This is a genomic window from Flavobacterium sp. WV_118_3, assembly GCF_039778605.1.
Taxonomy (GTDB): domain Bacteria; phylum Bacteroidota; class Bacteroidia; order Flavobacteriales; family Flavobacteriaceae; genus Flavobacterium.
The window spans coordinates 3,454,599-3,476,218 of record NZ_CP156060.1; the positions used below are offsets into that span (position 1 = coordinate 3,454,599).

Annotated in this window: 11 protein-coding genes; 6 read left to right on the top strand and 5 right to left on the bottom strand. The window is 36.8% G+C overall.

Annotated features, from left to right (window positions below; all coding sequences use genetic code 11):
* Window positions 1-13 precede the first annotated feature (13 nt).
* From ABFU83_RS16150 to ABFU83_RS16165, 4 genes are read left to right on the top strand one after another with little or no spacing between them, the layout of a single operon-like run.
* Window positions 14-3,454, top strand: coding sequence for a VWA domain-containing protein (locus ABFU83_RS16150; RefSeq protein WP_347067431.1), 3,441 nt, complete (start codon window positions 14-16; stop codon window positions 3,452-3,454).
* A gap of 9 nt (window positions 3,455-3,463) precedes the next feature.
* The gene (locus ABFU83_RS16155; protein WP_347067432.1) at window positions 3,464-4,186 is read left to right on the top strand and encodes a hypothetical protein; all 723 of its coding nucleotides are present in this window, start codon (window positions 3,464-3,466) and stop codon (window positions 4,184-4,186) included.
* An 11-nt stretch (window positions 4,187-4,197) separates the two neighbouring features.
* The gene (locus tag ABFU83_RS16160) at window positions 4,198-15,021 is read left to right on the top strand and encodes a thrombospondin type 3 repeat-containing protein (RefSeq protein WP_347070236.1); all 10,824 of its coding nucleotides are present in this window, start codon (window positions 4,198-4,200) and stop codon (window positions 15,019-15,021) included.
* A 58-nt stretch (window positions 15,022-15,079) separates the two neighbouring features.
* On the top strand, window positions 15,080-15,559 hold the full coding sequence (locus tag ABFU83_RS16165) for a hypothetical protein (protein WP_347067434.1): 480 nt from the start codon (window positions 15,080-15,082) through the stop codon (window positions 15,557-15,559).
* Between the two features lie 105 nt (window positions 15,560-15,664).
* Here ABFU83_RS16165 and ABFU83_RS16170 read toward each other — a convergent pair whose 3' ends face one another.
* The 4 genes from ABFU83_RS16170 to ABFU83_RS16185 all read right to left on the bottom strand — a co-directional run bounded on the left by ABFU83_RS16170 (window position 15,665) and on the right by ABFU83_RS16185 (window position 18,627).
* Window positions 15,665-15,952: a hypothetical protein gene (locus ABFU83_RS16170; RefSeq protein WP_347067435.1), complete on the bottom strand. Its 288-nt coding sequence runs from the start codon at window positions 15,950-15,952 to the stop codon at window positions 15,665-15,667.
* Window positions 15,953-15,961: 9 nt separating this feature from the next.
* On the bottom strand, window positions 15,962-17,035 hold the full coding sequence (locus ABFU83_RS16175; protein WP_347067437.1) for an RHS repeat-associated core domain-containing protein: 1,074 nt from the start codon (window positions 17,033-17,035) through the stop codon (window positions 15,962-15,964).
* A gap of 217 nt (window positions 17,036-17,252) precedes the next feature.
* Window positions 17,253-17,693 (bottom strand): hypothetical protein, encoded by a 441-nt coding sequence (locus ABFU83_RS16180; RefSeq protein ID WP_347067439.1) that lies wholly within the window; start codon window positions 17,691-17,693, stop codon window positions 17,253-17,255.
* On the bottom strand, window positions 17,680-18,627 hold the full coding sequence (locus ABFU83_RS16185; protein ID WP_347067441.1) for an RHS repeat-associated core domain-containing protein: 948 nt from the start codon (window positions 18,625-18,627) through the stop codon (window positions 17,680-17,682). Before ABFU83_RS16185 ends, ABFU83_RS16180 begins: the two co-directional genes overlap by 14 nt.
* Window positions 18,628-18,750: 123 nt before the next feature.
* Here ABFU83_RS16185 and ABFU83_RS16190 point away from each other — a divergent pair, with 123 nt between their 5' ends.
* Window positions 18,751-19,371, top strand: a complete 621-nt coding sequence (locus ABFU83_RS16190; RefSeq protein ID WP_347067442.1) for an OmpH family outer membrane protein — start codon at window positions 18,751-18,753, stop codon at window positions 19,369-19,371.
* A gap of 69 nt (window positions 19,372-19,440) precedes the next feature.
* Here the strand turns inward: ABFU83_RS16190 and ABFU83_RS16195 are convergent, their stop codons facing one another.
* Window positions 19,441-20,487 (bottom strand): tyrosine-type recombinase/integrase, encoded by a 1,047-nt coding sequence (locus ABFU83_RS16195; protein WP_347067444.1) that lies wholly within the window; start codon window positions 20,485-20,487, stop codon window positions 19,441-19,443.
* A 123-nt stretch (window positions 20,488-20,610) separates the two neighbouring features.
* Between ABFU83_RS16195 and ABFU83_RS16200 the strand changes: the two genes are divergently transcribed.
* A complete protein-coding gene (locus ABFU83_RS16200; protein ID WP_347067445.1) occupies window positions 20,611-21,606 on the top strand; it encodes an RHS repeat-associated core domain-containing protein in 996 nt (331 codons plus the stop codon).
* The last annotated feature ends 14 nt before the right edge of the window (window positions 21,607-21,620 follow it).

Consider the following 21,620-nt stretch of genomic DNA (forward strand, 5'->3'; position numbering starts at 1 on the left):
GATTCGTATAAAATTGAAAAATTTAGTTTTAATAGTGTTTTTACTATTGTCTGGCATGACTGTTTTGGCTCAGGTTTCTCCGGAAGAAAAACAGGCACTGATTGATATCTATAACAGTACTAATGGTAAGCAATGGAAAAACAATAAAGGCTGGGATGTTACCAATCCTAAAGCCGTTGTGACTTCCTGGGATGCTGCAAAGAAAACAGGGTGGTATGGTATTACCGTTAAAGACGGCCATGTTACCGATATTGTTTTAAGCGATAATAATCTTGTTGGAGAATTAAAAGCCGATCCGGACGCATTTCAGGCGTTGACTCGTTTTTTGATCAATGGGAATAACGTAACCGGCGAACTAGCCGAGGATCTATTGGAACCATTGGGAGAGCTGCCTAAATATATGGACGAAGCTCCAAAGGTGGCAAAAGAAACAGCGGTTAAGCGTGTTGCTGATGCAAAGGTGGAAAAAGTAGTGGTTGCAGATAATGCAACGGCTGTAACAACCGAAAGAAAACGTTGGGAATCGTGTACCAGAGATAATCCCAATTCACCGATAGTGAAAAATATATTCCTGAAGTTTATAAAATACCTGGTTAACGCCAAGAATAGTGGTGTGCCGGATTATCAGATTGAAGGAAGTAACCCGCCGGAGTTTAATGCATTAAAACCGTTTATCACCGACCCGAATCCTAAGATTACGCACTTTGTTACCGATATTGATCCTTCGAATAATACTCTGAGGGAAATGCGTTTCTCTTTTACCGGGGATCACGGGGAACACGATGTGTGGCTTTCCGGTATTTTTTCGGATATCGCCAACGTTAACTTTGATATTGATTTAAGTAGCTATACTGATTACGATCATTATATGGATTTGCAAGGGGAGTATTCGGATATTTATCCGGGGTATAAAATCCATTTAAAGCGATTTGATATCATGCACGTCAATTTCTGCCCGGATAGATTGCCTGTGTGTGGCGATAAAAACCGAATGGTACTGTCTGGACCTTCCGGACTACCGACAATATGTGCCGGACAATTTGTTATGGCTACCTTTTATCCTGCTATGGCTAGTGCCGATTATAATTTTACGGTTGTAAATTCAGCAACGGGTGCTACTGTATATACCGGTACGTTTAGTGGGGCCAACAATGTGTATATCAATGCGCTGGAAGCAGGTTCTTATACATTGTATATGGATGTTATGAATTATGACAGTGGCTGTACCTTTTCGGAGGAACAAAATTTTACGGTTCAAAATTGTGCTAGCTTCTGTGCTTCCAATAATCCCAATACCGTAATTGTAAAATATTTATATCTTAATTTAATAAACCATTTGGTTACCAAAATGGTGACCGACGGTATGATCCCGGATGGATATTTTCCACCGCAATTGAGTGCATTAGCACCGTATATCTCCGATCCGAATCCGAAAATTTACAACGCACATTTTGCAAATCACGGCGAGTATTTCCGTTTTTCATTTGCAAATCATGGATCCGATTATGATGTTTCGCTACGATTCACGCCAAATACCACTGTAATCGGTATCGATTTGTCCGGATATTCATCACCCAATTTAGTCTCGACGATTCCGGTACTCTTAAATTCAAATGCGATGGAGCCGAATCATACGGTGAAACATATTGATTTTTGTCCGGCAACACCAGTATATTGTACGACAACAAATCCAAATGCTCCGGTAATTAAAACCTTGTTTCTTAATTTGATCAATAAATTAAGAACACAACCTATCGGAGGGGTGCCTAATGGATATACCTGTACCGAGTTAACGGCTTTGGCACCCTATATTTCGGATGCAAATCCTAAAATTTACAACTTTATGAATTCGGGAGGATCGATGTCATTCTCCTTCAATCCACACGGATCACAATTTGATGTGATAGTACCTCTTTTAAGTAACCTGAGTATTACGAATGTGGAGTTCAATAATTTCGTTGCTCCGGATATGCAGGCGACATTTAAAACGACTTTCAGTAACGGTTCCGTAAATAATACGGTTGGAAAGGTTAAGCATATCAATTTATGTCCGGACGAACTGTACTGTGTGTCGCACGTGGCAATCGTAGTGGACGAATCCGGATCGCTTGATGATACTGAAATCCGAAAAATCAGAAAACAACTAAAAGCATTTGTACAGCAACAAGCCGATACGAATGATAATTTAGGAACCAATATCTATATTTCCCTGATCGGTATGTCCGACAGTGATACCTACAACAGAGCCGATGCCATCATGCAGGTTAAAATTACAAACGGTTCGACTTTAAATCAATTTAATAACTGGATTAACAGTTTTGGTGCCCGATACGGTCAAACAGGTATCAGTCATGGTTCCGATTACTGGAAAAGTGCTTTGGACAAAGCATTAAGCACCTCGATGAAACCTAAAGGGGTTATTATGATCACCGATGGTTGTCAGACGTCCAATGTTACGAATTTGGTTAACACGATGAAATTATTTGATAATTATAGAAATCCAGCGAATCCAACAACTTCATTAAACCCAAATGCTCCGCATTTATATGTACTGGGAATCGAAAATGGTTTCTATGTGGATTCGGAAACGGTAGTAAGTCAGCGAATGGCGCAAAACCAGGATCCTAATCTAAATCCAGCTTTGGTAGCTCCTGCTTTGGGAACTAACGATTTCGCCCGAATTGCTCCGGTGGAACATACCGATGTAATTCAAACACAAGCCGAATCACGTCTTAGAAAATCATTAAAATTCTTATTGGGTTATCCGGCAGATCAATTCCCGGTAGCGAGTATCGATTATTTTAAACCGGCCGATTATTATGGTCATGATAACTTTAATATCCTGGGTTCGGACGATCGTTACCTTTCGGAAAAATTGGTAGACAGTCAGATTTCTTGTGGTATCTCCATTACAAAAGATTTTTGTGAGGATTGTTATTCGTTCCAACCGGAACCCGGAAAAGAATATATCTTAAGTGCCTGGGCAAAAGAAGAAACGAACGAGCAGTTTAAAACATTTGTGAATCCTGCAATTACACTGATTTTCTATCACAATAAACAAGCATTGCCACAACACGAAATATCAAGAATCACAGCAATACCTTCCGGTGAAATTATCGACGGATGGCAACGCATCTTTACCAAGTTTAAGATTCCGTATTCGACAACAAGTGCTATCAATAATACCATTTCAATTGGAGTTGAGCTAACGAATAACAGCCCGAGCATTCCGGTTTATTTTGATGATATACGCGTGCATCCTTTAAAAGGTAGTATGAAATCATTTGTATACGATCCGGAAACCTTTAAACTGATGTCGGAATTAGACGACAACAACTACGCTACTTTTTATGAGTATGACAATGAAGGCGGACTGGTGCGTATTAAAAAAGAAACGGAAAGAGGTGTGAAAACGATTCAGGAAACCCGTTCCGGAAGTGTAATTAAAAACTAAAGGATAGTCATGGTAAATAAAATCATCACATCCGTTTCCATCCTTTTTATGGGGTGTCTCGTTCAGGCACAAACCGTAGGAGAGGTTTTGAAAAAAATTACAGCCGGATATAGTATCGCACAACCGCTGCAGTATAAAACCGATTATAAGCTGTTTAAAGATCATAAGTCGACTAAGGTAGAAGAAAATTATAAAGGAGTCTTTTACAAAAATGCGGCGAACGAAGTGTATATTAAAATCAACGATACGGAGATTATTAATACGAAGAAAACCAATATAAAAGTCAGCCATCCCGAAAATGCTATTGTGGTTTCAAATCCAGTCGACAATTATTTCGGTGAAGCCGATTTTAATAAAGTATTCGAATTGTGTAAACTGATTTCGTTTAAAGATTTTAAGACCCATTGGGAAATTGTTCTGGAACCGAAAACTTATTCCGGATTGACCTATTCCAAGATCGTTTTAAATGTATCGAAAACCTATTTTATACAAAAACAGATCTTTTACTATAACACGGGAATTAATTTTTCCAAAGAGTATAAAGGAACAGATATTAATTATCCGAGATTGGAAGTGGTTCATAGCGATTATAGCAGAAAAGCAATTCCTCCTTCGGTTTTTAATACGCAAAACTACCTTTCCTTCTCTGGTAAGAATAGTATTGTTTTAGCTCAACGGTTTAAAAAGTACGAAATAATTGATCAACGAATTATTTCTAATAACATAAAATAAAAATCAGATATATGTATATCCCTAAGCGTTTATTTATTTTAGTATTTACATTATTTACAGCATTTGTTTTTGGACAACAGGAAACAACTATGGGAGGGTATAGCTCTGGTAGCCAGTTGCATAGTTTACCCATGCTTCAGGTCGTCGATCCAAAATATGCTTCTTTAAGTCAGCAGAATGTTTTTACATCTGTAGATCCCGCGGTATATGTCCATTTTGGGTTTCAGGACGATTTAATTAATATGGGGGCAAATTTAGCCATATACTCTTGTGAGGTACGACTAAAAATTATGCCATTTAATAATTCGAATGGTTCTTTGAATGCCTATACTATTACGCTAAAGATCAAACGTGATAATGTAACCGAAACGGTAAAAATGAATGATTATGTGGTGTATAAATTACCAGGTATTCATAAAGCCAATGTTGCAGTAGAGGAAATACGTTATATGGACGAAATGGATCAGGCTATCCCTTTGGTTAGTAATTCTGCGGCTTATTTAAGGCTAACGTTTAAAACGGATCGCTATTATAATATTAAAAATACAACGGTTAATCCGGTTACGAAAAGACTCATTAAGTACAATGGAATGTCGGAAACGGTGGTTAACAATGTAAGTGATGGTGCCGAAGAATTAGAAATCAACTGGACACGCTATAATGAAGCACCAGCAACAGAATACGAACTGGAATGGACCTGGGTAGATAACTTTGGACCAAATGGTGTGAAATTGTTGCCCAACCAGATTGCCTTAACAGAGCAGGATTTTAAACTGAATAGTACAAGAGTACAAACCAAAGAGTTAAAGTACAGAATTCCGTTGGTGTTTTCCAAAGGATATCTGGTATATCGTGTAAGACCGGTTGGACGCTTCCTGGACGATACAAAAAAGAGTTATTACGGAACCTGGTCTTCAGGGCTTGCCGGTACTTTTCAGAATGTAGGGAACTGGGGTACTTTCCTCGAAATTGATGCCGATCACGAAGTAGGTAAAAAGAACTGGCAATATCAGGCCTCTTTTGCTGAAGACGGTAAGAAAAAAGAGGTTGTAAGTTATTTCGACGGTACTTTGCGTAACCGTCAAACGGTTACAAAAACCAATACCAATAATAAAACCATTGTTGGGGAATCAGTATATGATAACCAGGGACGTGTAGCTGTAGAAGTATTGCCAACGCCTATCGAAGCTTCCGGTATTCGTTATTACCGGGACTTAAATAAAAATGATGCCGGGAAAGTTTTTACCCATCATGATTTCGATTGGGACCGACTCAATGGATTAATCTGCGAACCTATAGTGCCACCGGGAATGTCAAAAAACTCGGGTGCCAGTAAATATTATTCGGAACAAAATACAATAGTAGGAAACTACCAGGATTATGTGCCGAATGCCAATAAATATCCTTTTTCTCAGATTGAATATACACCAGATAATACCGGAAGAATCCGAAGAAAAGGAAGTGTAGGGCAAGATCTTCAATTGGGTACCGGTCATGAAATGAGTTATTTTTATTTGCAACCGGATCAGGAAGAATTAAACCGACTTTTCGGATATAAAGTAGGGGATTTCAAACGCTATAAAAAGAATGTAGTTGTCGATCCGAACAAACAGATTAGTATCAGTTATCTGGATCCTCAGGGAAGAACTGTTGCTACCGCATTGGCCGGAGACAATCAGAAAGAGCCTATGGTGTCATTGGAAGATGAAACCAATAACGCATTACACCAGATGACAACGGCTAATGTGTTGTCGAATAACGATGCCTATGCTACCGGACTAAACGGAATCCTGTTGGATGGAGTACGATCAAATAAACAGATAGGTGTTGTTAAGGATGAATCGTTAACATTTAATTATGGACTAACGCATACTACGAATAGTTATACCGACTATTGTATGGGCGGAAAACACTATCCTTTTGTCTTTGATTGGGTCATCCGACTTAAGGACGATTGTGGGAACGATTTATTACTTAGACGAGGCGACGGATCTGTTAACTATATACAATTAGGATCGGTAAATCTAAATTCGTTTACACCCTACGCACCACCGATTGCGTTAAATTATGCCGCTGGGACGGGTGTGCTAAAAATCGGGTCGTATACTTTGAATAAAGATATCCGGGTGAATCAAGCAGCTTTAGAGCAATATGCGGATGATTATATCACATTACTAAAACAAGAGACCAATGTGTGTTATCCGGATTTAGGAGCCTTTACGGTCGATATTAGCGAAGAAGACTGTCACGTGACGTGTAGAAGTTGTGAAGAAGCGCTGATCTGTACCTATTTGACACCACAGGAATGTGCAGCATATAGAACAACGTTCCCTGCTGGTACAGACGAAAGTGTATTGGGTGACATCAATGTAAGAGAATATTATGTCTTACTTGCCGAACGAAAATATGTAATCGACAATTTGAATACCAATTTCGCAGGAAGTTCATTTGCATATAATGGATCAATATATGTAGATCAGAATGGACTTGTTTCACAGTATACCATCAATATATATGTGACTCGTTTCAAAAAGGAACTTAGAGCAATGTTAGATGGTTGTAGAGAATTGTGTATACAACCGGGAGATACCTGTAATATCAATACCAGTATATTGTTATCGGATGTTAGTCCGCACGGACAATACGGATCAATTTCAGGAATCGATTTCCCAACGGCACAACCGGGTGGAACAACAACACCTGCAACCAGTGTAGATGATACCTTGAGTTTGTTTAATGAAGACAACCAATTGTTATATGGAGGTTCTTCAACACAGACGTATGTCGATTTGGATACCGGATTAACCGTTACACAAAATGTATCGAACTATAACTGGAGAAGACCGGCAACGCCATATATGGACGATAACGGTGACTTTGCAAAGGTTAAAGTAGAAAGAATCAATTACAATACCTATATTCCGGAAATTATGCCTTCGGCTAGTGTCGAAGATGATCCACTGGACCCTACTTCAAATAATAAATATGTACGTCCGCAATATTTAAGAAATGTAACGGATTTTGTCAATAACTGGAAAACAAGCTGGGCAGAATCGTTATTACCATACCACCCGGAATACCAGTATCTGAAATATAATAAAGCAATTTGTGCTAAAACAAATTCAGCCGGAGATAATTCGGATAGCTTTGATGAGAAACTTAAAGCCTTGGATTATACCAATGTCTTTACAACAAATGGAATGGCACAAAATTTAGTCAATATTACGGCTAATGACCCTTTCTATGACAGTCAGATTACAACAATGCCTGCGCAGGGTATTACGTATGAGGTAGAAACGGCTGCTGATTTTACCCTGAGAAGGAATTTGTTGGTGGAAGCGATGAATACCAATTATGAAGGTATTAAATTGGCTAATAATGCCCGATTGAATATGCTTCAGATGGCGTATTATACAACTGTTTTCGGTAATGGAATTGCGCCAGCTTCTACCTATCAGAGTTTGGTTACCTCTCCGCTTAACCAGTTGCTTCCAATTCTTAATGCGCTGAATCCAAGTGAAAAAGAGCGTGTTTGGAAGAGCTTTGTGAATAACTATATCGCGTTTAAACAAAAAACGAGAACGGTATATTCCCATATGTTTGCTTTGAGAAATAGTGGTTATAACGGTTGTATTGGCGACGTACAGAACGTTGATACTTTTGTAACACTATTTGAAAAATATAATACAACAGGTAATTATAGTAACCTATTACAACGAATCAACCAGGCTTTTGCAACTCCGGTTCCAACAACGCCTGCCGGTACAATACTGGCTTGTTCTACAACTACAGTAGCCTACTATAAAAATAAAGAAAAACGATTTATATCAGCTGATTACGGCTTTAACTCCGGTGTTCCGGGTTCACAGGCTATCGCCGATGCGACTGCCGATGCGGATGCACATACCTATCAGCAAACCGGAAAATGTCCCTTATTAGTGGATACGGAAAGTTTATTAAAAGGATTGATCAATCCTTCTTTCCAGAGCCAGGGATTATTACTTTACGGCTTTAATGCCTATAGCATGCCGATGTTAACTCCGGATTTATTTAATTCGGTATTGTTAGACCCGGCTGCTTATGCGGCAAACCCACAAAATGTTACCATTAATGGAAATATTGTTAATGGTGGAGCGAGCTTGAATCTTACTTTTAATACCGCGAGCGGTGTTATTTCACAACCAATCGAACTTAAGATTTTAACACAGACTTTATCTATAGGTTCCTATATGAATGGCTGTAACGAAACGTTACCGGCTCCTACATGGACGGCTTATAATACAAACTTTAAGATTGTTGATTTCAAGAACATTTATTATGTGCCGGGATCATTTAATGCGGCCAATAATACCTATAAATTCCAGATTGTTGCGGTTCTAAAAAGACTTACGGGAACAAGTTGCCCGGCTCTTGAAGAGATCGTACTTGAAGGAACTGTTAAAGCAGCTATCGGACAATGTAGTTTTGGCGATTCAGCTGGAGAAACAGGTGAAAATTGCGACAAACGAGTGCGTTTTGAAAAAGCATTGGTACGCGTTATGAATGCTTTAAAAGGAACAAATCCAAATATTCCGGGACAATTGTTTACATCTGGTGTAGCCTTAAATGGTGCTCCCAATGATAAATATACCTATGGCAGCAGTGTTATGCCGGAGATATTAAGCGACTTAGCATTAAATTCGACCTGGTCGTGTAGTCCGAGTACCAGTTTTACAGTTAACGGTCCAACTCCGTTTACAATTTATAATCTGGTGAACGAATCCGGAAACCCATCTTTCCTTCCGGGCTCTTTTTATAGAGTAACGGGAATAAAGATTGAAAAAAATATGGTGAATGGTGTTGCAAGTGGTGATGACAAAATTGCAATCAGCTATCTGGATCTAAAAGATCAGGTGTTTACCTTAAATGGACGTATCACACCATTAAACTATAGTTGTATCTGTACGGAAGAAGTTTCTCCGATGCAAGTTGCTGCAGCTAACTTCTTAAATCTGACGAATCATCTTTGGAGTGTAGGAGGTAATTCCGGACCATTTTTACCAAGTATTATAGCAGATGGATATAACCCGGTACAAATGCAGGCGGTAGCACCGTATATAATTGGTAACAATCCAACGGTGAACCAGTATACAACCAGCTGGTCTAACGGATTATCAACCCAAAGTGGAATTAAGTTTAATTTCTTTGCTGGTTCATCGGCATGTCAATTTGAGCTTCCGCTTTATACTCATCCAAAGAGAGGGGGGGCTTTTAATACTTATGTCCAGAGTATTACGCATTTTTCCAACTTTAAGATACTTCAGGATTTAGGCAATAATACGTATGCTTTTAGTGTTTTTGTTCATCATGGTCCGTTTTCGGATGGTGACCGATTTGGAGCGACTCTTCCGGCCGGAATTCAGGAAGCTTATGGTACGATAAGCTGCCTTCAGCAAGCGTTCTGCGAAGAGGAATTCGGAGTGACAAATGCATTGACAGCCGTGTTAAAGGATCTTATACAACAACAAACAGTGGCCGATGGTTCTACTGCTAACGGATTACCGGCTTTAAATACGTACGTTCAGTTATCTGGAGCGGCTCCGTCAGCCACTATCAATAACTTCTATAAAGTAGAAAATAGTGCCAGTTCTCAAATTGGATTTACGTTTGCCAAAGAATCGGAATGTGAAGTAGTGTTTACAGTACCAGGTGTTTCGTTTGCAAATGTTACGAATATTTCGGGATTGTCATTTACCAATACACAATCGGGTAATTTTACAGCTACGGTTACAACGAATACCGGAGCACAAATTGTTGCCAACGGTACCAGTAAATGTATTACTGCACGAAAATGTAATTCCGTAATTCAGGTGCCTTGTACATCTTGTATACCGTCTACCGTTCCTCCGATGGCTTGTGTGGATAAATGGTTCCAGTTCCGCGATATAATGGATATCGTACAAGGGTATCAAATGCCGGATCATTTGGCTCAAGATGCGAAATATTTCTGTGAAGCCAACTTAGGTTATCTGGTTACAGATTATATACATTATTTGAATATAACGGGAGCTTACGATGTTAGTATGCCGGCCTTTATATCGATAAGTGAATTCGGAGCAACCAATTTGAATTATGGTTATAATGGTACCCAAATGGTTATTAATGCCTATGGTACGTATTTGATGTCGCATCCGTTTATTGAGTGGAGTGAATTCGTAAATCAATATGTGACGGAAAATAAAATTTGTCCACCAGCACCTATGGTTCCAACCATTAATCTGCAAGTAGATGATATTCCTACCCCTTGTGAGATTTTTGTTCACTCGGTACAACAGACTTATTTACAGGAATTAATGGAGCAATATTTTGCTACAAAACGAGAAGAATTTAAACAAAAATATATTCAGGCCGCTATCAACGGATTACAGGAGTCGATGACGAAAGTGTCTTATGATAAAGAATACCAATATACATTATACTATTATGATCAGGCAGGAAACTTAGTGCAAACGGTTCCACCGCAAGGGGTATCCCGATTAGCACCTGGAGCCGACAGTACTATTAATGCTGTTCGAAACACGACGCCAGAAGAAGAGCAACAAGTTGTAAACGGTATTGTGGTAGATCCTAGTCACACGATGAAAACGGTATACCGTTATAACTCCCTGAATCAGTTGGTATGGCAAAAAACACCGGATGGTGGCGAAACGCGATTTGCTTACGATCAGTTGGGACGTATTATTGCCTCACAAAATGCAAAACAGGCCGCGATGCCGAAACCAAGATTTAGTTATACACTTTATGATGGTCTTGGACGTGTTGTGGAAGCTGGAGAATACGAGCCTCAGCAAGCTTATATTAACGAGGAAGGAAATGTTATCATAGGAGGTTCTCCTGTAGGCGATCTGGAAACGTATAATTATAGACGTTATGAAGTAACGCGAACGGTTTATGATACCCCGGTTGAAAATAGTACCGGCTGGTTTGAATCGTATTCCGATAATAATAACCACAAAAGAGTTACAGCTATACTAACGTATAGCATCCTGGAAGATGGCGTAAACTTTGATGAACAAAAAATTATCGCGAATGAGCTATATGATAATGCGATTTTGTACGATTATGATATCCATGGAAACGTAAAAGAACTTATTTATCATACGAATAAAGAGGTCTTAAAAAGTTTAAACCAGGATGTCAAAAAAGTGATCTACGATTACGATTTGATTAGCGGAAACGTAAATAGTGTTACGTACCAGCCTAAAAAAGCGGATCAGTTTATTCATCGTTATGAGTATGATGCCGATAACCGAATTACGCAGGTGTATACCAGTAAGGATAAAATCGTATGGGAAAAAGAAGCGAAATACGACTATTATGAACATGGACCTTTAGCGCGACTTGTAGTTGGAGATAAGCAAGTTCAGGGATTGGATTATTTCTATACGCTTCAGGGATGGCTTAAAGGGGTAAACTCGGAAAAATTAGGCGCCGTGAGGAAAAGTTTCTATTCAACCAGTGATATTGGCCAAGATGGAATTGCTCAGAGTGGTACCGCTAAAGATGCATTTGCATTTGCACTTCATTATTATAATGGCGATTATGCTTCCAGACATCATATTGTAAATAGTGTTGATAATTCACTTCTGTATTATACCAATACAGTAAATTTAGGAGGTAATAACGATTTGTATAATGGAAACATAAAAGCGATGGTTACTTCTTTAATGGATTTATCGCAAGGAAATTTATTCTCACAGTATAATTATTACAGATATGATCAGTTAAATAGAATTAAGGCAATGAATTCCTTAAGAGTTAGTGATTTCTTTAATGAAACTTCCTATCAATCGGAGTATTCGTATGACAGAAATGGTAACATACTCACATTAAATCGTACCGCCCCGAGAGATAAAAATAGCGCATACACTGAAATAATGGATGAATTGCGATATCATTATCAGGATGGAACGAATAAGCTGATGCATATTGATGATGCCGTTCCTAACGGAGCGTTTACTAATGATCCGTCGAATCCGAATGATACCACCTTGGATATCGATGATCAGGATAAAAACAACTACCAGTATGATGAGATTGGTCAGTTAACCCGTGATGAAAAAGAAGGCTTGAATATTAGCTGGAGAGTGGATGGTAAAGTGAAAACGGTAACCAAAGCAAACGGAACGGTAATTGATTTTGAATACGATGGTTTAGGAAAAAGAATTGCTAAAATCGTTACCAATGGAAACGATGTGACCACTACGTTCTACCAACGCGATGCTCAAGGAAATACATTGAGTACCTATGAGATGGTTAAAACATGGGGGCAACCGGCCAAATACTACCTGGTTGAACAGGAGATTTACGGAAATAGCCGTCTTGGAGTTGAAAAAGGTAGAAAAGAGCTTAATGCAGATACCGGAAGAGGAATCGCTTTACGAATGGATGCGCTTGTAGCTACGGCACAAATTGCAGATAATGTTTCGCAGGCGTTATTAACAAATCCGTCTTCTATCTGGGGATTATCGTTTAGCGGAAATAACAATGTTACTTGGGGCGATGGCGACAAGAGTATCAATTTCTTTGATCAATCGGGAGGGAAAACGCAGGAATTTGAAATCAGAACGAATTTCAAAATTGTTGGAGGCTCAGCGATGACTGTCAATCAAAATCATGCGTTAGTAACTTTGGATGGTGCCCGAAGACCGGAATATAAACAATGGGATAATAGTATTGCGCGTATTGTGATTAAGAGAAATGCCAATGGCGCCTATGTGCCGGCATTAGAAGTTGAAAAATATACCAAAAGGTTCCACCGTTATAAACCGTTCTTTGTTTTCCACAGACGTTGGAATTATAGAAACTATAAAACCGTTTGGACATATGAATTAAGAAATGCGATACCGGAAACAGAATGGAATTTCCATGCGAAGGTATCGGTGAATGGTGATAATTTTAGCCCACAGTTTACGATTAACGGAAATGTTTATACATCGAGAGATTTTATAGCGAATGTAAATCAAGAGTTAAACGGACCGGAATCCGGTGATACAAGAGAATTCCCGGAGCCAGATCCTGTTTGGAATACTTTAGGTAAAACCTCAAAAACATATGGGAATGTAGACGGGAACTATTTTGGGAATTCGTTCCAGGGAGCACCTGTTGAAATGTGTGATTTCACCTATACTGTAAATAATGGTCAGGGATCGGATAATACCCCGGTATATGTCTTCCCGTTTGATGAAGGCTTTGGAAATCCATCGTCAACAAACAACTTGTTAACAATGACGAATAATGGTGTTCCGTATTCACAATCGTATTGTGGACCAACAGCATTAGATTCTGATGGTGATGGAATTCCGGATGCAGTGGATAACTGTCCGAATAAATTTAACCCGAATCAGAGTGATGTGGATGGTGATGGTGTTGGAGATGTTTGTGACAACTGTATGTACACGTATAATCCAAACCAGGCCGATGCTGATGGTGATGGTAGAGGAGATGTTTGTGACAACTGTATCAACAATCCAAACTACAATCAGATTGACACGGATGGTGACGGAAGAGGTGATGCTTGTGACAACTGTAGAACGATTTACAACCCAGGTCAGGAGGATGCTGACGGTGATGGTATTGGAGATGTTTGTGAAGGATTGGATCAAGGACAGGGTACATCTGCAGCAATTGGAACGCCGGTTACAGCCTATCGTTTTGTAGGGGATAAAAACTATGAATTATCGAACCATTTAGGGAACGTTCTTTCCGTAGTTACCGATCGTAAACTATTAGGACGTTATGGTACGAATTATCTGTTTTTACCAGATGTAATTTCATACAATGATTACTATCCGTTTGGGATGCTAGTGCCTAACCGCCACGAAGCCAGTAATGAGTACCGATACAGCTTTAATGGAAAGGAAAAAGATGACGAAATTAAGGGTGAAGGAAATCATTATGATTATGGAATGAGAAATAATGATCCAAGATCAGGAAGATTTTTTAGTGTTGATCCTTTGACTAAATCCTACCCTGCACTTACACCATATCAATTTGCATCAAACACCCCTATTATGGCTATTGATTTAGATGGAATGGAAGCAAAAGTGGTGACTTATGGAGTCAAAAACACTTATGATGACAATTATGTTAAAGATTGTAGTGATGCTTGTGCTAGTAAATTAGGTCTTGAGCCAAAAGGGGTAAGTACGGGTAAAAATCTTTTAAGAGTTTTAAAGGATGAATCTTCTGGAAGTAATGAAACTATTTCTGCATGGGTAAATTACGGTCATAGCTGGAATAGAGGATTATTCTTAACAAATGATAATGGATTCTATAGAGCTAACAATACTGCTCCTGGAGCAGGAGCAGATAATTTCAAAGGCCTTTTAAGAGAAACTAAAACAGGAAACATTACATTCTCAAAACATACATTGTTTATTTTTGCTAGTTGCGGGACAGCAGGAAATGGCTGGGGCGGTCATAATGTAGGAGGCGGCAAAGCAGCATATGATAATGCTTCTTTTTCTGCAACCATTGGTGACTATGTTAATAAGAATTATAGTCTACCTGCCAGAGACTATACAGGATTTTATAAGATAACAACTATTGGCGCTACGGATTTATCTAATTTATTAAAAGATGGAACTGTTAAAACAGATGGAAGATTCTTTAAAACAGAGAAAGTGTATAAAATTGAACGGACAGTGCAGGAATCAGGTTGGTGGCCTTTTAAAACAAGGAAATATATTGACAAAACAACTATAATTCAAACTAAGACTACAGACTTAGGAAAAAAAATCAACCCAACTGAACTAATGAAAGAACATAATGATCAGGATACAAAAATTCGCTAAAATTTTGTTAGTAGTTTTACTCTTAATACAGGTCGCTTGTATTAAGAGTAAAACTAATTTGAAAAGATCAAAATGTAATGAGCTGGTTCGTTTATATGATCCTTATTTACAGGAAATAGCGATGAAACGAAATGTTACCTATCCTATAGGTGACAAATTAGACAGTTTGTTCTCAACTTTAAATAAAAATGAAATAATTAATGATACCATTTTTAGAAAAGCCTTAATAGTTTTATTGGAAAAAAAATATTCATTTCTTGTTGACCACAATACATCCAAGAATCTGTTTTATATTTATAATGTTTCAAATTGGGGAGGAGATGAAAAGTATATTCATTTTGCTGTTAATGTTATTTCTAATATAAAATTTGATGATAATGTGAGTTTTCAAGATTATTTAAACATTTATAAAGATAACGTTTGCATTGATGATATTGTTAAAGAAATGAGTACATATTCATTAACTAACGAAGAATTAATAATTCATAAGCATTGTTTATCAACTCTTCCTACAAATTGCAAAATAGAACCAAACTAAAAAAGCTTTTTCGCAATTAAATAAACTTTATATCTAAAAAACAAAACCTAGCTCTTAAAAGCTAGGTTTTGTTTTTAGGATGATAAAAACTCCCTTATGATATGATTAATGTAATTGCGACAATATCATAAACATGATTAAGAAGGGAAGTATAATTCCAAACAAAGCAAATCCAATTTGTTTTGAAAATTCTTTTTTTAGCATTCTTTTTTTTAAAAGCAGAAGAACCAAAGCTATAGCAATAAATACACCTATACAAGAAAAAGAAGTAATCAATATTCCTAAATATGGAATCATAAAAGAATTTCCTTTATGGATGAAATTGTGATCAATTATGCCAATCAACAGAATTAGTAATTCCGACAAGAAATAAAGAAACCCAATGTTTTTCATTTTAACGGATTATTTTTTAATTTTTATTTTATATGTAGTTATCGTAGTATATATTGGCGTTCCTACAGTTGAACTCCCTCCTGAAACTTGTTCTGCTGATGAACTCTCGGTGTATTTTATTCCTTTTTGATTTAAGTATATTTTTAAATTATCGATATTGTGTTTTGATGTTGAGCTAAAACTTTTAACCCCGGTCTTTAACCCTATATAAGATTCAAGCAAGAATATGTTCGAATTCTTATTTCCTCCATTTTTTTGTACTAAGTCAAAAATTGCTAAATCTGGCTTTGAGTTCGTAATTTGATTATTGTACTTGAATTTTTTATTATTAAATAACTGTATTAAAGTGTATTGATACATTTTGTATTCATAAGGTCTATCTGCAATATCGTCAGCATGAAAATTACCATTACCTCCCCAGAAAGCGTGTTCGAGGGTTATACGTCCAAGAACAGGTAGCCAAATATTCGTTTTCCCCCACATTGTTCTATTCTTATTATCATCTACATAACTGTGTGCCCAAGAATCACCTACTGTATGCAATTGATTCAAATCCCCACTTAAGACATTTTCTTGAGCTTTCTTCAATACATCACTTTGTTTGCCTCCTGTTAAACCATGCCACGATTTTTGCAATGATTTGTCAGCCCATGTTCCGATTCCAAATAGGCGACTAAAACCTTCACCATTATCATGTGAAAGATGTAATGGCATCGTATTATTTGCTCCTGCCACATGATGATCATAATACTCCGCATGGATAGCCAAAGACCTTGCTGTAGCCTTATTCAGTCCCATTGCAATCCCCATTGCGTATACAGTCCAAAAGTGCCCATCTTCTTCCCAATTACCATCGCTATCTTTATATCTCATAGGGTTGTCAAAACCAAATCTGTATGGAGACCAATCAGGAGCTTTCATTCTCATTTTATCAACCGCAAACCATCTTCCTGTTCTCGGATCATACATCCTTGCGCCAAAATCGTAACTATCACCTTCACCTTTTATCTCATCATCTTTTTCCTTTCCATTAAACCCATAACGATATGATTCTGAAGCTTCGTGACGGTTAGGTACTAGCATCCCAAACGGATAGAAATAAATTAATTCAAAACTTCAATAATTACAAGAATTTTACAAATAAAATTGTTCCTAGAAAATGGCTATCTAATGTAAAAAGCAAGCTCCTCCTAATGTTTTCTTGATTTTATGAAACTTGAACACATTATTGTATATGATTATCTCAAATACTATATAAACAAGAGGCAGTCTCAATATAGAGCCTACCTCTTGTTTTATTTTACCAATTTTCCATTTGCTTTTTAAAATAAGGTATTTGTGCCAAAAAAATCGGGGCTAGAAATATGGATATACAAGTTATTACAAACATCGATCCTTCTGCTGGCAACGGAGTGTTATCCCATAGAAATTCTGACAATAAAGATAGTATGACATAAACTCCTAAGTTAAAAAAAGAGAACAATAAAGGTTTATATCTTATTTTAACAATAGAAATATACTTAAAGCACAAGGAGAAAATAATGATTAAAGGTAAACCATGAAATAGTAACCTCCAAAAACTCCATACTCCTGCTCCATAATATGCTTTACTGACATAAAAGGAATCAAAACCAAATTCAAAAGTGTCAATCAAGACAAGCATTAAAAAGCTCAATACTATTTCTATTAAAAACAAAGAAGTATAAAACAAAATAAAACGTGCAATCTTACTTGTCATCATGTGCCATTTTTATTAATTCTTTACCTAGTTTTACTCGATCTCTATAACGCTTAAAATCAAACGTTTTTCCACCTTCGAAATGTTCTTTCATTACCTTTTTAACTTCTGATGCACCAATAGGACTGCTCATTAATTTATTAACACCTGCAATTATTTTTTTTAAATCACCACGATAATTTTTAATAAACTCTTGAACTTTTGACTGTTCATATTCTACCATTTTATAATCCAGATCAATTCCAACTAATCCTTCGAATGATTGTCTTACTCCATTTGCGTCAGTAAAACTTTTGGTAAGTTTTCCGTCATCCAATAGGTCCTTTGCATTTCTCATATTACGCTCGAACAAAAATTGATTTCCTTCTTGAAGGAATCGGTCTACTTCATCACTTGAAAAATATCCTCTATCTGGTATCTCTGTACCTCCCACTGCTCTATATCCAGTAACAATTTCTGCTGCTCCGAACCATTGAGAATTAATTCCTTTTTTATCAGCTTCTTTTTGAACCCATGCATAATAGGCATTTCTTTGACGAACCGTTCTATAAGCATCGTATCTTAAATGTTCCGTACTATAAAGTGCTGCATCATTAAACGATTTTTTATGGTAGATCCCACCTGTCTGATACCATTGTGTTGGTCTTAGTTTAAGCAGACGATATGACATCACGAATCCTAAATATGACGGGACAGGTTCTTTACCATCAGCATCAATAAAAAACATTGGATTATTTCCCATGGATGAATAAGATGACCATTGTGGATATTTTCCTTCTAAAGGATCCCTAGTAAACCATCTTCCTGTTCTCGGATCATACATTCTATCACCAAAGTCAAAGCTATTTCCTTCACCTTTTAACTCATCGTCTTTTTCTTTTCCATTAAACCCATAACGATATGATTCTGAGGACTCGTGACGGTTTGGCACCAGCATCCCAAACGGATAGTACTATAATTGCTGAAATAGGTAGTAATTATAAAGGGTTTGAACTTAATCATATGCTCAAAAAATGACATCCAGAAGTCAAAAAAGCCTTAAAAATCGCCGTGTTTTTGAATGAAATTACAGATTGAAATTGAACGTTATTATTGGTTAAAATTTAATTTGAATATAAGATTTTTTATTGCGGAAATAGTTTTACTTTTGAAAAAAATAACAAGTAAAACCGTGTTCGAAAATAAATTCCGTATTTTAATCATAACAAACATTGCTTTGTTTTTGTTGATCGCCGTTGGAGCTGCCACTTTCTTTATAGCTAATAATAGCCCTAAAATTGTTTTTGTAGATAATGTTAAGCTTTTTGATGGCTTTAATATGACTAAAGAACTAAAAAAGAGAGGCGAACAGGAATTTAATTCCCGAAAAAAAGTTTTAGATAGTTTGTATGCTGTCTTACAACAGGAAGGTGCTTCCGAAATACAAAAAGAAGCCATCACCAGAGAATTGATAGCCAAAAAGCAGGAGTTCGAAGCATTTAATCAGCAATTTGCGACTGAAGAATCCGCTAAAATATGGTCTAGAATAAATGGTTATACTTCGGATTTTTCAAAAGAAAAAAACTACGACTTTATCTTAGGATCCGAAAACAAACGATCTGTTCTCTTTGCTAAAGAAACTGTAGACATCACTAACGAATTGATCATCTATATTAATAAAAAATACGAGGGTAATCAATAGGCTTATTTAGATTACCCTTTTAGGATTTCTTTATTGTTTACTAAAGCATTCTGGAAACATAGTATAACTCTACTGCATACTATTTTCCAATTTCAGATGTACTTTTTCAATTTCCTTGTCAATATATACCTGAGCATAGTGTACATAGCGATTAAACGAACCACTCGCATGACTATGGCCGCTTATTTTTCGAACCAGATGTTCCGGCATACCCAAAATAAGTAATGTCGTAATTGCGGTTCGTCGCATCATATGCGAACTCATTTTATCGCAAAAACGATTCGGAGCCTTGTTGTTTTGTTTTAGTAAACGTTTCCCTTGTTTTTCCCGTGAAACTTCAACAGAAGCCGTAAAATTGGCTAATTCACCTATTTGTTTGAGGCTTTTGTTAAAGTTAAACAGGCTTGTACTTCCAAATACCGGATTTTTGACATTTTTAGTCTTGTACTTTTGATAAATTGCCACTGCATAAGCCGGAAGTTTTATATGACTGAAGGTTTTGGTCTTTTTGGATTTTAATTTTAAATACCAGTCGTTTTCTACTTGTTCAAAATTCTTATTCGTCAGTAGAAAAATATCGGAGTAACGTAATCCTGTTGTACAGCCAAAAACAAAAATATCTTTAATCCGACGATTACTCACGGATAAACTATTTTCAAATTCTTTATCATGGATCAGAAATTTTAATTGTTCCGGTGATAAAACCAGGATTTCGATTTCTTCCTTGCGAACATAAAACAACCGTTGAAAATCTCCGGTAAAGAAATCTTTGTCGTTTTTCAGATAGTTAAAAAACACCCGGATTACTTTAATGTTGGAGCCAACATAATTGTCATGACAGCCTTTTTTGTATAAATAATCCGTGAATTTTTGGTAGAATTTTTTCCAATAGTTTTTTTCCGATTGTAATTCTCTTTTATTCAGTTTTGAAGCATCACAAATCCGTAATTCAAAACTGGTATCACTTGAAAACTGAATCAGGTTTTGTAAAACATAATGATAATTTTGTATAGAATCCGGTTTGATACGTTCGCCATTCTTTTTCAGACGTTTTCCGGTTTCGGTATCTTTTATGAATTGCTTAAACAGTGAGGGTATAGGGGTAGTCTTTTTCATTGTAATATTTCTCCAAAAATATCAGTTCAGAATGAAAGATGAAAAGCTATGATGTTAAAAATTACAGATTTTTGTAAGTGATAGCATTCAATTTGTTTTATGTTTTATCACTATCCGTTTGGGATGCTAGTGCCTAACCGCCACGAAGCCAGTAATGAGTACCGATACAGCTTTAATGGAAAGGAAAAAGATGACGAAATTAAGGGTGAAGGAAATCATTATGATTATGGAATGAGAAATAATGATCCAAGATCAGGAAGATTTTTTAGTGTTGATCCTTTGACTAAATCCTACCCTGCACTTACACCATATCAATTTGCATCAAACACCCCTATTATGGCTATTGATTTAGATGGAATGGAAGCAAAAGTGGTGACTTATGGAGTCAAAAACACTTATGATGACAATTATGTTAAAGATTGTAGTGATGCTTGTGCTAGTAAATTAGGTCTTGAGCCAAAAGGGGTAAGTACGGGTAAAAATCTTTTAAGAGTTTTAAAGGATGAATCTTCTGGAAGTAATGAAACTATTTCTGCATGGGTAAATTACGGTCATAGCTGGAATAGAGGATTATTCTTAACAAATGATAATGGATTCTATAGAGCTAACAATACTGCTCCTGGAGCAGGAGCAGATAATTTCAAAGGCCTTTTAAGAGAAACTAAAACAGGAAACATTACATTCTCAAAACATACATTGTTTATTTTTGCTAGTTGCGGGACAGCAGGAAATGGCTGGGGCGGTCATAATGTAGGAGGCGGCAAAGCAGCATATGATAATGCTTCTTTTTCTGCAACCATTGGTGACTATGTTAATAAGAATTATAGTCTACCTGCCAGAGACTATACAGGATTTTATAAGATAACAACTATTGGCGCTACGGATTTATCTAATTTATTAAAAGATGGAACTGTTAAAACAGATGGAAGATTCTTTAAAACAGAGAAAGTGTATAAAATTGAACGGACAGTGCAGGAATCAGGTTGGTGGCCTTTTAAAACAAGGAAATATATTGACAAAACAACTATAATTCAAACTAAGACTACAGACTTAGGAAAAAAAATCAACCCAACTGAACTAATGAAAGAACATAATGATCAGGATACAAAAATTCGCTAAAATTTTGTTAGTAG